15 protein-coding genes are annotated in these 15266 nt (G+C 64.5%); 13 read left to right on the forward strand and 2 right to left on the reverse strand.

Annotated features, from left to right (window positions below; translation table 11 throughout):
• Positions 1 to 64: 64 nt before the first annotated feature.
• From ACT6QU_RS13770 to ACT6QU_RS13780, 3 genes are read left to right on the forward strand one after another with little or no spacing between them, the layout of a single operon-like run.
• Entirely contained in the window at positions 65 to 1612 is a 1548-nt protein-coding gene (locus ACT6QU_RS13770) for a trimethylamine methyltransferase family protein (protein ID WP_444564913.1), read from the forward strand.
• Positions 1613 to 1655: 43 nt separating this feature from the next.
• Entirely contained in the window at positions 1656 to 1886 is a 231-nt protein-coding gene (locus ACT6QU_RS13775) for a hypothetical protein (protein ID WP_444564914.1), read from the forward strand.
• Positions 1883 to 2179: a type II toxin-antitoxin system RelE/ParE family toxin gene (locus ACT6QU_RS13780; protein ID WP_444564915.1), complete on the forward strand. Its 297-nt coding sequence runs from the start codon at positions 1883 to 1885 to the stop codon at positions 2177 to 2179. Before ACT6QU_RS13775 ends, ACT6QU_RS13780 begins: the two co-directional genes overlap by 4 nt.
• A 10-nt stretch (positions 2180 to 2189) precedes the next feature.
• Here the strand turns inward: ACT6QU_RS13780 and ACT6QU_RS13785 are convergent, their stop codons facing one another.
• On the reverse strand, positions 2190 to 2552 hold the full coding sequence (locus ACT6QU_RS13785; protein WP_444564916.1) for a lysozyme inhibitor LprI family protein: 363 nt from the start codon (positions 2550 to 2552) through the stop codon (positions 2190 to 2192).
• A 68-nt stretch (positions 2553 to 2620) separates the two neighbouring features.
• Between ACT6QU_RS13785 and ACT6QU_RS13790 the strand changes: the two genes are divergently transcribed.
• The 7 genes from ACT6QU_RS13790 (at position 2621) to ACT6QU_RS13820 (ending at position 11004) form a co-directional block, all read left to right on the forward strand.
• Positions 2621 to 4666: an oxidoreductase gene (locus ACT6QU_RS13790; RefSeq protein WP_444564917.1), complete on the forward strand. Its 2046-nt coding sequence runs from the start codon at positions 2621 to 2623 to the stop codon at positions 4664 to 4666.
• Positions 4667 to 4785: 119 nt separating this feature from the next.
• Positions 4786 to 5988, forward strand: coding sequence for an acyl-CoA dehydrogenase (locus tag ACT6QU_RS13795; RefSeq protein WP_024589012.1), 1203 nt, complete (start codon positions 4786 to 4788; stop codon positions 5986 to 5988).
• 84 nt (positions 5989 to 6072) lie between these two features.
• Positions 6073 to 6897: a transporter substrate-binding domain-containing protein gene (locus tag ACT6QU_RS13800; protein ID WP_444564918.1), complete on the forward strand. Its 825-nt coding sequence runs from the start codon at positions 6073 to 6075 to the stop codon at positions 6895 to 6897.
• Positions 6897 to 7937, forward strand: coding sequence for an amino acid ABC transporter permease (locus ACT6QU_RS13805; protein WP_444564919.1), 1041 nt, complete (start codon positions 6897 to 6899; stop codon positions 7935 to 7937). Before ACT6QU_RS13800 ends, ACT6QU_RS13805 begins: the two co-directional genes overlap by 1 nt.
• A 167-nt stretch (positions 7938 to 8104) precedes the next feature.
• Positions 8105 to 9289, forward strand: coding sequence for a glycine C-acetyltransferase (locus ACT6QU_RS13810; protein WP_444564920.1), 1185 nt, complete (start codon positions 8105 to 8107; stop codon positions 9287 to 9289).
• 166 nt (positions 9290 to 9455) lie between these two features.
• Positions 9456 to 10490, forward strand: a complete 1035-nt coding sequence (gene tdh, locus ACT6QU_RS13815) for an L-threonine 3-dehydrogenase (RefSeq protein ID WP_444564921.1) — start codon at positions 9456 to 9458, stop codon at positions 10488 to 10490.
• Between the two features lie 10 nt (positions 10491 to 10500).
• A complete protein-coding gene (locus ACT6QU_RS13820; protein WP_444564922.1) occupies positions 10501 to 11004 on the forward strand; it encodes an HPP family protein in 504 nt (167 codons plus the stop codon).
• 3 nt (positions 11005 to 11007) lie between these two features.
• Here the strand turns inward: ACT6QU_RS13820 and ACT6QU_RS13825 are convergent, their stop codons facing one another.
• Positions 11008 to 11436, reverse strand: a complete 429-nt coding sequence (locus tag ACT6QU_RS13825; protein WP_444564923.1) for a MarR family winged helix-turn-helix transcriptional regulator — start codon at positions 11434 to 11436, stop codon at positions 11008 to 11010.
• Between the two features lie 86 nt (positions 11437 to 11522).
• Here ACT6QU_RS13825 and hmgA point away from each other — a divergent pair, with 86 nt between their 5' ends.
• From hmgA to ACT6QU_RS13840, 3 genes are all read left to right on the forward strand, one after another.
• Positions 11523 to 12881 (forward strand): homogentisate 1,2-dioxygenase, encoded by a 1359-nt coding sequence (gene hmgA, locus ACT6QU_RS13830; RefSeq protein WP_444564951.1) that lies wholly within the window; start codon positions 11523 to 11525, stop codon positions 12879 to 12881.
• Between the two features lie 68 nt (positions 12882 to 12949).
• On the forward strand, positions 12950 to 13972 hold the full coding sequence (locus ACT6QU_RS13835; protein WP_444564924.1) for a fumarylacetoacetate hydrolase family protein: 1023 nt from the start codon (positions 12950 to 12952) through the stop codon (positions 13970 to 13972).
• Between the two features lie 187 nt (positions 13973 to 14159).
• Positions 14160 to 15110 (forward strand): MBL fold metallo-hydrolase, encoded by a 951-nt coding sequence (locus tag ACT6QU_RS13840; RefSeq protein WP_444564925.1) that lies wholly within the window; start codon positions 14160 to 14162, stop codon positions 15108 to 15110.
• Positions 15111 to 15266: the final 156 nt, after the last annotated feature.

The raw sequence follows: 15266 nt of genomic DNA on the forward strand, positions 1-15266 counted from the left end.
GCGGCCCTTGGCGGGGCTTCCTGGATGCGCCTAGAGTGCGCTTACGCAGGGAGAGGAGCCCGACATGCTGGACGAAGTGCAGGGCAAAAGGCGCGAGCGGAGCGGACGCGAGGCGCGGCGCGAGGCGCGCGCGGGCGGGCAGGCGGGGCCGGGCAGGCCCTATATCGTCCGCAACATCCCGACCTACGACATACTGTCCGAGGAAAATCTTCTGCGCATCGAGGCGACGGCCGACCGCATCCTCGCCGAAATCGGCATCGAGTTCCGCGACGACGACATCGCGCTCGACCACTGGCGCAAGGCAGGGGCCAAGGTCGACGGGGTGCTGGTCAAGTTCGAGCCCGGAATGCTGCGCGAGGTATTGAAGACGGCGCCGGCCGAATTCACGCAGCACGCGCGCAATCCGGCGAATTCGGTCAGGATCGGAGGCAGGAACGTCGTCTTCTCGCCCGCCTACGGCTCGCCCTTCGTGATGGATATCGAGCGCGGCCGGCGTTACGGCACGCTGGAGGATTTCGAGAATTTCATCAAGCTGGCGCAGGCTTCGCCCTTTTTGCATCATTCCGGCGGCACGATCTGCGAGCCGGTCGACGTGCCGGTCAACAAGCGCCATCTCGACATGGTCTACGCCCATATCCGCTATTCCGACCGCCCCTTCATGGGCTCGGTGACGGCCGAGAGCCGCGCCGAGGAGTCCATCGATATGGCCCGGCTGGTCTTCGGCCGCGACTTCGTCGACCAGAACTGCGTCATCCTCGGCAATGTCAACGTCAACTCGCCGCTTGTCTGGGACGGCACGATGACGAACGCGCTGCGCGCCTATGCCCGCGCCAACCAGGCGGCAGTGATCGTGCCCTTCATCCTCGGCGGCGCGATGGGACCGGTGACCAATGCCGGAGCCATAGCGCAATCGCTGGTCGAGACCATGGCCGGTTGCGCGCTGACGCAATTGGAGCGGCCCGGCGCGCCGGTGATCTTCGGCAATTTCCTGTCATCCATGTCGCTCAGGTCAGGATCGCCCACCTTCGGCACGCCGGAGCCGGCGATCGGCTCGATGGTCATCGGACAGCTTGCGCGGAGACTGAACCTGCCTCTCAGATGCTCCGGCAATTTCACAACGTCGAAACTGCCCGACGGCCAGGCGATGAACGAGGGCACGATGTCGATGCTCGCCGCCGTCCATTGCGGCGCGAACTTCATCCTTCATTCGGCCGGCTTCCTCGACGGACTCCTGTCGATGTCCTACGAGAAATTCGTCATGGACGCCGATTTCTGCGGCGCGCTCCACACCTATCTCGACGGCGTCAAGGTCGACGACAACCAGCTCGCCTTCGACGCCTTCGCCGAGGTCGGGCCGGGCAGCCATTTCTTCGGCTGCGCGCACACGATGGCGAATTACGAGACGGCGTTTTGGGATTCGAGCCTCGCCGACAACGAGGCCTTCGAGAAATGGGAGGACGCCGGCGGCGAGGACGCCATGGACCGCGCCAACCGGCTCTGGAAGAAGCAACTCGCGGAGTTCGAGGCACCGCCGCTGGACGTCGCGGTGGATGATGCGCTGAAGGATTTCATCGCCAGGCGCAAGGCGGCGAATGACGATGCGTGGTATTGAGGAGAGCGTTTGTGCGGCCGCTCCGTCGTGTTATGATTCCTGCATGACCAAGCTATTCCAAATGGCGGTGGAAGCCGCGCAGCGGCTCTCTCCGGACGCGCAGGATGGACTCGCACTGACGATCCTTGAGATAGTCGGGGATGAAAAGTCCGACATCTATGTCCTTTCGGACGATGAGAGACAGGCGATTGAAGCTTCGCGCGCCCAAATTGCCCGCGGTGAATTTGCGACGGAAGACGAGATCGAGGCGGTACTGAACAAGTATGCGCAATGAAGGCGCGGCTTTCGCCGGCGGCGCTGGAAGATCTCGATGGCATCCTGCGGTTTCTGGCGTCACAGTCGCCGTCAGCCGCAGCGGGGTTTCGCGACAAATTTAAGCAGATAAGGCAGTTGCTCGGCGTCTATCCACATGGCGGTCGGCGAACCGATCAGGAAAATCTGCGCTACGTGAACGCTCGACCGTATCCGTACCTTGTCTTCTACGACGTGATTGACGGTCAGGCGGTCATTCAACGGCTGATCCACGGGGCACGCAATCCGCTCTCCATGCCGGGCCGCCCGAGCTAAGTCAGGCCAACTACCGCTCCGCCAACCCCTCCAACTCCTCCGCCCGCGTGCGGGTCAACTCCACCATGCACGAATTGCCCTCGATCGCCGCGATCGTGCCTTCGCCGGAGCGATAATACCCGCAGCTTGCGTCGCGATAGGCGATCCAGGTGCGCTGGACGTCGCGAAACTGGGTGCGGCGTTCGCCTTCGAGCGGTTCGATGGCGGCGCGGTAGGCGGTGTTGAGGCGCGCGTCCCAGTCCTCGTAGGTTTCGGTCAGGCATTCGACGATGTCGACGGTGGTGACGGCGTCGGGACAGGTCTCTTCATCCTCGGCGAACGCGGGCGCTGCGAAAAGAAGAAGGGCGGGAATGATCATCGAAATGGCGCGCATGGACTTGCTCCGTTGGTCTGGAGCGTCGAACAATGCGATGCCCGCCTACGCATCGCAAGCGAGACCCGATGTCGAACGATCCGCTGCTCCAGCCTTTCCGCCTCAAGCATTTGACGTTCAAGAACCGGGTGATGTCGACGGCGCACGAGCCGGCCTATTCGGAAGACGGGATGCCGAAGGAGCGCTACCGGCTCTACCACGCGGAAAAGGCCAAGGGCGGCATGGCGCTGACGATGACGGCCGGCTCGGCGCTCGTCTCGAGGGACAGCCCGGCGGCGTTCGGCAATCTGGAGGCCTATCGCGACGAGATCGTGCCTTGGATGCGCGAACTGGCGGATGCCTGCCACGAACATGACTGCAAGGTCATGATCCAGTTGACGCATCTGGGCCGTCGGACGGGCTGGAACCGGGCCGACTGGCTGCCGGTCCTCTCCGCCTCGCCGGTGCGTGAAGCAGCGCATCGGGCCTTTCCGAAGGAGGCGGAGGAGTGGGACATCGAGCGCATCGTCGCCGACTACGCGTCGGCCGCTGAGCGCATGAAGGCAGCCGGGCTCGATGGTATCGAGTTCGAGGCCTATGGTCATCTGATGGACGGGTTCTGGTCGCCGGCGACGAACCATCGCGCGGACGACTATGGCGGGTCGCTGGAAAACCGGATGCGGTTTTCGGTGCGGGTGCTCGATGCGGTGCGCGACGCCGTCGGGCCGGATTTCGTCGTCGGCATCCGTATGGTGGCGGACGAGGATCTGGAGACGGGGCTCTCCCGCGCCGAAGGCGTCGAGATCGCGCAGATGCTGGCGCGGTCGGGCAAGGTCGATTTTCTCAACATCATCCGCGGCCATATCGACACCGATGCAGCACTGGTCGACGTCATCCCGGTGACGGGAATGCGCTCTGCGCCGCATCTCGATTTCGCCGGCGAGGTGCGCGCCGCGACGAAGTTCCCGGTCTTCCATGCCGCACGGATTTCCGACGTCGCGACCGCGCGCCATGCGATCGCCGAGGGCAAGCTCGACATGGTCGGCATGACGCGCGCGCATATCGCCGAGCCGCATATCGTCGCAAAGGTGAAGGCCGGCGCGGAGCACCGCATCCGCCCCTGCGTCGGCGCGACCTACTGCCTCGACCGCATCTATGAGGGTGGCGGCGCGCTGTGCATCCACAATGCGGCGACGGGACGCGAAGCGCAGATTTCGCATGTCATCGCCCGGACGGAAGGGCCGCTCAAGCATGTGGTCGTGGTAGGCGCAGGGCCGGGCGGGCTGGAGGCGGCGCGCGTCGCCGCCGAGCGCGGGCACGAGGTGACCGTGATGGAAGCCTCGTCGAAAGCCGGCGGTCAGATCGGGCTCGCGGTGCAGAACCCGCGTCGCCGCGAACTCGTCGGCATCGTCGACTGGCGGCTGGCCGAACTCGGCCATCTCGGCGTGACCATCCGCTACGATTGCTGGGCGGAGGTGGGGGACGTGTTGGAACTGGAGCCCGACGTTGTGGTGATCGCCACCGGCGGCCTGCCGCAAAACCCGCCGCTAGAGGCGGGCGACGACCTCGTCGTGTCGAGCTGGGACATCCTGTCGGGCGCGGTGAAACCGGCCGAGAACGTGCTGCTTTTCGACGACAATGGCGGGCATCAGGGCATGTCGGCGGCCGAGATGATCGGCAATGCGGGATCGAAGCTCGAACTCGTCTCGCCCGAACGGCTGTTCGCGCCGGAGATGGGCGGCATGAACCACGTGCCCTACATGCGCGCCTTCCACGAGCGCCATGTGCGGGTGACGATCAACACGCGTGTCGTCGCCGTCCGGCGCGAGGGCAACGGGTTGGTGGCGACGCTCGGCTCGGACTATGCGAAGGGCTGGACCGAGGATCGGCACGTGGAGCAGGTTGTCGTCGAGCACGGAACGGCAGCGAACGACGAACTCTACCACGCGCTCAAATCCCATTCGAGGAACGGCGGCGCGGTGGATTACGAAAGCCTCGTCGGCGGGCAGGGTGCGCTCTTTCCGCAGTCGAACGTTGACGGACGTTTCGACCTCTTCCGGATCGGCGACGCGGTCGCGGCGCGCAACATCCACGCGGCGATCTATGATGGAATCCGCTACGCCATCCGGTTGTAATTCCGCCGCTTGCCGCCGGTCGGGCACAAAAACTGTTTCGCGCCGCGTCCAATGGCACTAAGTTGCCGCCCAAATGGCAATTTTCGCAATCTGCAACTCCGGACGGTGACGAAATGAACATGGAAGTTAGAGCCAAGGACACGTCCGCGGCTTTCGCGTGGAACGATCCTTTCCTTCTCGACGATCAACTGACCGAAGACGAGCGGATGATCCGCGACACGGCGGCCGCCTTTGCGGCCGACAAGCTCGCGCCGCGCGTGCAGGAGGCGTATCTGGAGGAAAAGACCGATCCCGCGATCTTCCGCGAGATGGGCGAATCCGGTCTCCTGGGCGTCACGATCCCTGAGGAATATGGCGGCGTCGGTGCCGGCTACGTGGCCTATGGCCTCGTCGCCCGCGAGGTCGAACGCATCGATTCGGGCTACCGCTCGATGATGAGCGTCCAGTCCTCGCTCGTCATGCACCCGATCTATGCCTACGGTTCGGAAGAGCAGCGCAAGAAGTACCTGCCCAAGCTCGCTTCGGGCGAATGGATCGGCTGCTTCGGCCTGACCGAGCCGGATGCCGGCTCCGACCCCAACGGCATGAAGACGCGCGCCGTGAAGACGGCCGATGGCTACCGCCTGTCGGGCTCGAAGATGTGGATCTCGAACTCCCCGATCGCCGACGTCTTCGTCGTCTGGGCGAAGTCGGAAGCCCATGACAACAAGATCCGTGGCTTCGTGCTCGAAAAGGGCATGAAGGGCCTGTCCGCGCCGAAGATCGGCGGCAAGCTGAGCCTCCGCGCGTCGATCACCGGCGAAATTGTCATGGAAGGCGTCGAGGTAGGCGAGGACGCGCTGCTGCCGAACATTTCCGGTCTGTCCGGCCCGTTCGGCTGCTTGAACCGCGCCCGATACGGCATTTCCTGGGGTGCGATGGGCGCTGCCGAGGATTGCTGGTTCCGCGCCCGCCAGTATGGCCTCGACCGCAAGCAGTTCGGCAAGCCGCTCGCCGGCATGCAGCTCTTCCAGAAGAAGCTCGCCGACATGCAGACGGAAATCGCGCTCGGCCTGCAGGGTAGCTTGCGCGTCGGCCGCCTGATGGACGAGCACAAGTTCGCGCCCGAGATGATCTCGCTCGTCAAGCGCAACAATTGCGGCAAGGCGCTCGATATCGCCCGCCAGGCCCGCGACATGCACGGCGGCAACGGCATCCAGGTCGAGTACCACGTGATGCGACACGCGCAGAACCTCGAGACGGTCAACACCTATGAGGGCACGCACGACGTCCACGCGCTGATCCTCGGACGCGCGCAGACCGGGCTGCAGGCGTTCTTCTAGGCGCCGCTCGCGACAGGGGATCGGGCGCTTCGGCGCCCGATTTCACAAGCAAGAAACTTCAAAAAGAAAAAGGAGAACACTCTCATGGCAATGGGAAAAATTGCAGCCCTGACGACCGTCCTGGCGATGCTCGGCTCGCCGGTGATCGCAGGCGAAACGCTCGACCGCGTGACCTCGGCCGGCAAGCTGGTCATGTCGAGCGACCCCGAATATCCGCCGCAGTCCTTTCTCAATGACGCCAACGAAATGGACGGGTTCGACATCGATGTCGGCAAGGCGATCGCCGAGAAGATGGGCGTCGAACTGGAAATCGTGACCCCCTCCTGGGAAGTGATCACGGCAGGTAGCTGGGCCGGGCGCTGGGACATGTCCGTCGGCTCGATGACGCCGACCGCCGCGCGCGCGCAGGTGCTCGATTTCCCCGCGATTTACTACTATACGCCGGCCGCCTTCGCCGTTCACACCGATTCCGACGTGCAGTCGATAGACGAACTGAACGACAAAATCATCGGCTCGTGCGGCGGCTGCACCTACGACGCCTATCTCAACCGCGAACTGGTGATCGATGCCGAGGGCGTGCCCGAGTTCGAATATCAGGTGACGGCGGCCGAAATCCGCACCTACGAGACCGACACCAACGCCTTCGACGATCTGCGCCTCGGCGACGGCGTGCGCATCGATGCGGTGTTCTCGGCGCTGCCGACCATCCAGGAAGCGATCAACAACGGCTATCCGCTGCGCATCGTCGGCGATCCGGCCTTCTACGAGCCGCTGTCGGTCGCAACCGACAAGGGCGACGAGGAGTTCAACGCCCGCATCGCCGAGATCGTCGAGGAGCTGCACGCCGACGGCACCCTCTCCGAACTGTCGGAGAAGTGGTACAAGGTTGACCTGACGACCGTCGAGTAATGTCAGCAACCGACACGATAAACGACGCGCCGGCTCTCCCACCGGAGAGCTGGCTCGTCCGTGCCCGCCCGTCGCGGATCGAGGCGGGCATCGTTTTCCTGATCGTGATCGTCCTCGTCTGGATGGGGCTTGGCGGCACACGCGCCGGCGGCCTGGTCGCGCCGCTTCTGGGCGGGGCGACGGGCGAGGGGCAGGAGGTCGGCTTCGGGCTGCACCTTGCGACCGGCATCCTGCTCGGCGGCGCGATCTGGGCAAACCTGATCCTCCTTCGCCTGGTGCCGTTCAAGATCCAGGTGCTGATCGTCTGGATCGAACTCGTCCTGCTTTTCGGCCTGTTCATCACCAGCTTCGACCGCAATCTGGGCGTCTGGTTCGCACCGACGCGCGACGGTGGGACGAACCTGTCCTACATGATCACGACGGGCGCGGTGACGACGCTCTACGTCTCGCTGATCTCGATCGTCATCGCCTCGGTCATCGCGCTTGCCGCAGCGCTCGGGAAGCTGTCGAGATCGGGGCCGGCCTATGCGATCGCGACCTTCTACATCTCGTTCTTTCGCGGCACGCCGCTCTTGCTGCAGGTCTATCTGATCTATCTCGGCCTGCCGCAGATCGGGCCGCAATTCGCGCTCGACGCGGTGCCGTCCGGCATCATCGCGCTGTCGCTTTGCTACGGCGCGTATCTGGCCGAAATCTTCCGCGCCGGCATCGTCGGCGTCGCGCATGGCCAGCACGATGCGGCCAAGGCGCTGGGCTTCACGGAGCGCCAGACCTTCCGGCTGATCATCTTTCCCTTGGCGATGCGGCTGATCGTGCCGCCGACCGGCAACCAGTTCATCGCGATGCTGAAGGACTCCTCGCTCGTCTCGGTGATGGGTGTGTGGGAACTGACGCGCACCGCGCAGATCATCGGCCGGCGCGATTTCACCGTCTTCGAGATGCTGATCGCGGCGGCGCTGATCTACTGGGCGATGTCGATCTGCTTCGAACTGATCCAGTCGCGGCTGGAGAAGCATTATGGCAAGGGGCATGTGAGGTAGGAATTTAAGGGTGGCGCTCTATGGCGCCCCCCTCTGCCCTGCCGGGCATCTCCCCCGCGAGGGGGGAGATTGGTCTCGTCGCCACCGTGCGTGATCTCCCTACTTGCGGGGGAGATGGCCGGCAGGCCAGAGGGGGGCGACGTAGGGCACCCGATTCGGAGATAAGCGTGACAAACACCTTCCTTTCCCACCTCTCCGCCGAACTCGACGGCCTCAAATCCCAAGGCCTCTACAAGTCCGAGCGCGTGATCTCGTCGATGCAGTCCGCCGAAATTACCGCCGACGGGCGCGAGGTGCTGAACTTCTGCGCCAACAACTATCTCGGCCTCGCCGACAATGCCGAACTGCGCGAGACGGCCAAGCACGCGCTCGACCGCTACGGCTACGGCATGGCCTCGGTGCGCTTCATCTGCGGCACGCAGGAGGAGCACAAGGCACTCGAGGCGCGCATCTCGTCCTTCCTCGGCTTCGAGGACACGATCCTCTATGGCTCGTGCTTCGACGCCAATACCGGCCTGTTCGAAACGCTTCTGTCGGACGAGGACGCCATCATCTCCGATGCGCTCAACCACGCCTCGATCATCGACGGCGTGCGGCTGTCGAAGGCGAAGCGCTACCGCTACGCCAACAACGACATGGGCGAACTCGAAGCGCGGCTGAAGGAGGCCGCCGACGCGCGGTTCCGGCTGATCGCGACGGACGGCGTCTTCTCGATGGACGGCATCATCGCCAACCTTCAGGGCGTTTGCGACCTTGCCGAGAAGTACGACGCGATGGTCATGGTCGACGACAGCCATGCAGTCGGGTTCGTCGGGACCCATGGCCGCGGCTCGATCGAGCATTGCGGCGTCGAGGGCCGGGTGGACATCGTCACCGGCACGCTCGGCAAGGCGCTCGGTGGCGCGTCGGGCGGCTATACGTCGGGCAAGCGCGAGGTCGTCGACTGGCTACGCCAGCGCTCGCGGCCGTACCTCTTTTCCAACACGCTCGCACCGGTGATCGCCGCGACCTCGCTCAAGGTCTTCGACATGGTCGAAAACGGGGACGCGCTGCGCCGGCACTTGAACGACAATGCCGCACGCTTCCGCGCCGGCATGGAAAAGGCCGGCTTCACGCTCGCCGGAGCCGACCATGCGATCATCCCGGTCATGCTCGGCGACGCGCAAGTGGCGAAAGACATGGCCGACCGGCTGATGGACCACGGCATCTACGTCATCGGCTTCTCGTTTCCGGTGGTGCCAAAGGGCCAGGCGCGGATCAGGACGCAGATGTCGGCAGCGCATTCGGTCGAGGATATCGACCGCGCGGTGGAGGCGTTCGCGGCAGTGGGAAAAGAGATGGGGGTGGTTTGATGAGCGCGTCGCCCTACGTTGCGCCCCTCTGTCCTGCCGGACATCTCCCCCGCGAGGGGGGAGATTACGCGCGCCATCGCCCCAGCCAATCTCCCCCCATGCGGGGGAGATGTCCGGCAGGACAGAGGGGGGCGCGAAGGAATGCTGTCGATTCGGAGGTCAGTTCATGTCCAACATGATGCGTGCACTCGTCAAAGCCAAAGCGGAGCCCGGCATCTGGATGGAAGAAGTGCCGCTGCCGGAAGTCGGCCCCAACGACGTCCTCATCAAGGTGAAGAAGTCCGCGATCTGCGGCACCGACGTCCACATCTTCAACTGGGACCAATGGGCGCGAAAGACCGTGCCGGTGCCGATGGTGACGGGGCATGAATTTGTCGGCGAGGTCGCCGATTTCGGCGCGGCGGTGAGCGAATACAAGGTCGGCCAGCGCGTCTCGGGCGAGGGGCATATCGTGTGCGGCCATTGCCGCAACTGCCGCGCCGGGCGCGGCCACCTCTGCCGCAACACGCTCGGCGTCGGCGTCAACCGGCCGGGCTCCTTCGCCGAATATCTGGTCCTGCCCAAACACAATGTCGTGCCGATCCCCGACGACGTGCCGGACGAGATCGCCGCGATCTTCGATCCGCTGGGCAACGCCGTCCACACCGCGCTCTCCTTCGATCTCGTCGGCGAGGACGTGCTGGTGACGGGCGCGGGGCCGATCGGCATCATGGGCGCGCTGGTGGCGCAGGCTGTGGGCGCGCGCAAGGTCGTCATCACCGACATCAACCCGGTGCGGCTCGACCTCGCCCGCAAGATGAAGATCCACCATGTCGTCGACGCCTCGAAGGAGAGCCTGCGCGACGTGATGCGCGAGGAGGGCATGACGGAAGGCTTCGACGTCGGGCTTGAAATGTCGGGCTCGGCGGCCGCCTTCCGCGACATGATCGACACGATGAACAATGGCGGCAAGATCGCCATCCTCGGCATCGCGCCGACCGGATTCGAGATCGACTGGAACAAGGTCATCTTCAAGATGCTGACGCTGAAGGGCATCTACGGCCGCGAGATGTTCGAGACCTGGTACAAGATGATCGCGCTGGTGCAGGGGCCGCTCGACGTGTCGGGGCTCATCACGCATCGCATCGGCATCGATGACTATGCCGCAGGCTTCGAGGCCATGCGCTCGGGCAATTCCGGCAAGGTCGTGATGGACTGGTAGGCGGCAGGCGATGCGGCGGTTTGCGCGTATATTGCTGACACGACACGAAACGCCCGTCGGGCTTGGCTCCAACGTCAAGGCCGGGATCGGCGCGGCGCTGGGCATGTGCTTCGTCGGTTATCTGGCATCGACGACAGACCTGCCGCTGCTGCTCGCCCCGCTGGGCGCGAGTTCGGCACTCCTGTTCGGCCAGCCGTCGAGCCCGCTCGCCCAGCCGCTGAACGTGATGGCGGGCTTCTTCATCTCGGCCGTCATATGCGAGGCCACTTTCTCGCTGTTCCCCGGCGTCTGGATCGCCGCGGCACTTTCGGTGGGCATGGCGATCGTGGTGATGCGGGCGCTGCGCGTCACCCATCCGCCAGCCTGTGCGCTGCCGATCCTCGCCTTCGGCAACGGCCTTCACGGCATCCAGCTCTTTGTCGTCGTCCTGATCGGTTGCCTCGTCCTGATCTCGCTCGCAATCATCGTCCACAACATCCCACCCAGGCGCGAGTATCCGCATCGGGTGGAGTGACGCTCAACCGCCCGCCCGTTCCAGCGCGGCGAGGCCGCGCAGGACGGCGTCGCGGTCGGCGGGCGACATGTTGGCGAGGAGGTTTTCCTCGAAGGATTTGGCGAAGGGTACGAGTTCGCGATAGGCGGCCTGGCCGGCCTTCGTCAGCGTCAGATGTTCGACGCGGCGGTCTTCCGCGCTCGGTGACCGCTTCAGCCACAGCCGCTTTTCGAGCGCGGAAACGGCGCGCGATACCTTGGTCTTGTGCATCGCCGAATGCTGGCCAACGGCAGTCGCCGTCATCCTCTCATATTGGCCGAGCGCCGCGAGCAGCCGCCATTCGGGGCGGGTGAGGCCGTAGCGGTCGCGGTAGATTTTCGCGAAGTCGCGGCTGATGACGTCCGCCAGCCGGTTCAGCCGATAGGGGAGGAAGCGTTCGAGCTCGAGCGTCATCGGCACCGTTGATGGTTACATTTTCAATGGTTACGAATGCAACGAAATACACGGGACGTCAAATCCGGGAGGTCGCCATGAACGAGATGAGCAAAGTGCTCGGCCACACGTCGCCGGCGAAAAAGCCGAAGGCGCGCTTCGACTACATGCCGGGCTTCGGCAACGATTTCGAGACCGAGAGCCTGCCCGGCGCGCTGCCTCAGGGCATGAATTCGCCCCAGCGGCCGGCCTATGGGCTCTATGCCGAGCAATTGTCCGGCTCGCCCTTCACGGCACCGCGCGGAACGAACGAGCGTTCCTGGCTCTACCGCATCCGCCCGTCCGTGAAGCACCATCGCCGCTTCAAGCCCTACGACCTGCCGCTCTGGCTCTCCGCGCCGTCGAAGGGCGAGCATGAACTGCCGCTCGGCCAGTTCCGCTGGAACCCGGTGCCGATCCCGGCGGAGAAGACCGACTTCATCTCCGGCATGCGCACGATGACGCTTGCCGGCGACGTGCTGGGGCAGGCGGGCATGGCGGCGCATGTCTATGTCGCCAATGCCGACATGGTGGACGACCATTTCTTCAACGCCGATGGCGAGATGCTGGTCGTGCCGCAGGACGGCGGCGTGCGCTTTTTGACCGAGATGGGCGTGATCGAGGTCGAGCCGGGCGAAATCTGCATCCTGCCGCGCGGACTCACCTTCAAGGTCGAGCTGATGGGAAAGACCGCGCGCGGCTACATTTGCGAAAACTACGGCGCCAAGTTCACGCTGCCCGATCGCGGGCCGATCGGCGCCAACTGCCTTGCCAACCCGCGCGACTTCAAGACGCCCGTCGCCTGGTATGAGGACAAGGAAACGCCCTGCCGGATCGTCGTCAAATGGTGCGGCCAGTTCCACGTCACCGAGATCGGCCATTCGCCGCTCGACGTCGTCGCCTGGCACGGCAATTATGCGCCCTACAAATACGATCTCGCGACCTTCTCGCCCGTCGGCGCGATCCTGTTCGACCATCCCGACCCGTCCATCTTCACGGTTCTCACCGCGCCCTCCGGCGAGGAGGGGACGGCGAATATCGACTTCGTCATCTTCCCGCCGCGCTGGATGGTGGCCGAGAACACGTTCCGCCCGCCCTGGTATCACCGCAACATCATGTCCGAATTCATGGGCCTGATCCGCGGCCAGTATGACGCGAAGGAAGAGGGCTTCGTGCCCGGCGGCATGAGCCTTCATAACATGATGCTGGCGCATGGGCCCGACGCGGGCGGCTTCGAGAAGGCATCACGTGCCGACCTGAAGGCGGTGAAGCTGGAAAACACCATGGCGTTCATGTTCGAAACGCGCTTTCCCCAGCTTGTGACGAAATACGGGTTGGGGCTGGAGACGCTTCAGGACGACTACATCGATTGCTGGAGCGACCTGAAGAAGCGCTTCGATGGCACGATCGAAGGCGACTGGAGTTAAGTGCCGCCGGCTGCAATGATGGCGCGACGACAAGAGAGCCCATACCGGGCCAAGGGGATGGAGACCGCATGAAACTTGCCACGCTGAAGAACGGCACGCGCGACGGAAAACTGGTGCTCGTGTCGCGCGACCTGACGCGCTCGACGGATGCGTCCTTCCTCGCCCCGACGCTGCAGGCCGCGCTCGACAACTGGCGCCGGATCGCGCCGCATCTCGAAGCGCTGGCCGAAAGCCTCGAAGTCGGCGCAGTGCCGACCGAGCGCTTCCACGAGCACGACGCGATGTCGCCCCTGCCGCGCGCCTATCAGTGGGCGGACGGCTCGGCATACGTCAACCACGTCGAACTCGTGCGCAAGGCGCGCAATGCCGAGATGCCGGACACCTTCTGGACCGACCCGCTGATGTATCAGGGCGGTTCGGACACGTTCCTCGGGCCGCGCGATCCGATCGTGATGGCCGACGAAGCCTATGGCATCGACATGGAAGGCGAGATTGCAATCATCGTCGACGACGTGCCGATGGGGGCGAGCCTCGACAAGGCGCGTGAGGCGATCCGGCTGGTCATGCTGGTCAATGACGTGTCGCTGCGCGGCTTGATCCCGGCCGAACTCGGCAAGGGCTTCGGCTTTTTCCAGTCGAAGCCCTCCTCGGCCTTCTCGCCGGTCGCGGTGACGCCGGACGAACTCGGCGACGCCTGGGACGGCGGCAAGCTCTTGCTGCCCTTGATGGTCGATTACAACGGCAAGCCGTTCGGCCGCGCGAACGCCGGCGTCGACATGACGTTCGACTTCCCGACCCTGATCGCCCACGCAGCGAAGACGCGGCCTTTGGTGGCGGGCTCGATCATCGGCTCGGGCACGGTGTCGAACAAGCTTGACGGCGGGCCGGGCAAGCCGGTCGATGCCGGCGGCGTCGGCTATTCCTGCATCGCCGAAATCCGCACCATCGAGACGATCGAAACCGGCAAGGCGACGACCCCCTTCATGCGCTTCGGCGACACTGTCCGCATCGAGATGAAAGACAAGGCGGGCCATTCGATCTTCGGCGCGATCGAGCAGGTGGTGGAGAGGTACGAGCCGGAAAACAATTGACCACAAAGCACCCCACTCCGTCGCGCTTCGCGCGCCACCTCTCCCCCTGCCCCGGGGAGAGGAACCCAGGCTGAATGAGCGCTGAGATTGATGAAGCGCATTTCCTCTCCCCCGGGGCAGGGGGAGAGGTGGCCCGAAGGGACGGAGTGGGGGTGCTTTGCGACGCGGAAAACAAACTGGAGCACACATGACCAAGAACTTCGCATCGACCGGCGACATGGCCGAAAAGAACATCTCCTTCACCGAGATCGGCCGCGACCTGTGGGCGTTCACCGCCGAGGGCGATCCGAACACCGGGGTCATCATCGGCGACGATTCGGTCATGATCATCGACGCACAGGCGACGCCGCGCCTGGCGAACAAGGTCATCGAGAAGATCCGCACCGTCACCGACAAGCCGATCAAATATGTGACGCTGTCGCACTATCACGCGGTGCGCGTGCTCGGCGCATCGGCCTATGGCGCGTCGGAAATCTTCATGTCGGAAAAGGCGCGGTCCATGGTGGTCGAGCGCGGGCAGGAGGACTGGGATTCGGAGTTCGGCCGCTTCCCGCGCCTCTTCCAGGGTCATGAATCGATCCCGGGCCTCACCTGGCCGACCATGACCTTCAATGACCGGCTGACCGTCCATATGGGCAAGCGCCGCGTCGACCTGATGTTCCTCGGCCGCGCGCACACGGCGGGCGACATCGTCGCCTATGTGCCGGACGAGAACGTGATGTTCACCGGCGACATCGTCGAATACCACTCCGCCTGCTATTGCGGCGACGGGCATTTTTCCGACTGGCCGATGACGCTGGAGGAAATTCGCGCCTTCGACCTCGACGCCATCGCCCCCGGCCGCGGCGACGCGCTGGTCGGCCCGGACATGGTCAACGACGCGATCGACAACACCGCCGATTTCGTCATGTCCACCTACCGCCCGATCGCCCGCGTGGCGCAGGGCGGCGGCTCGCTGAAGGAAGCCTGGGACGCGTGCCGCGAAGTCTGCGACCCGAAATTCGGCGACTACGCCATCTACGAGCACTGCCTGCCCTTCAACGTCGCCCGCGCCTATGACGAGGCGCTGGGGATCGACACGCCGCGGATCTGGACGGCGGAGCGGGACAAGGCGATGTGGGGAGAGTTGCAGGGGTGATTGGGGGCGGTAGGCTTCAGGATACCCCCACCTTTTATTCCTCCCCACAAGGGGGAGGAAGGATGTCAGCGTCGCACCGCACCTCGGATGAATTGATCTGATTTGAATGGTGGCTCGACGCCGACGTCTCCCTCCCCCTTGTGGGGAGGGGTGCGG

The sequence above is a fragment of the Aliihoeflea sp. genome, assembly GCF_052435475.1.
Taxonomy (GTDB): domain Bacteria; phylum Pseudomonadota; class Alphaproteobacteria; order Rhizobiales; family Rhizobiaceae; genus Aliihoeflea.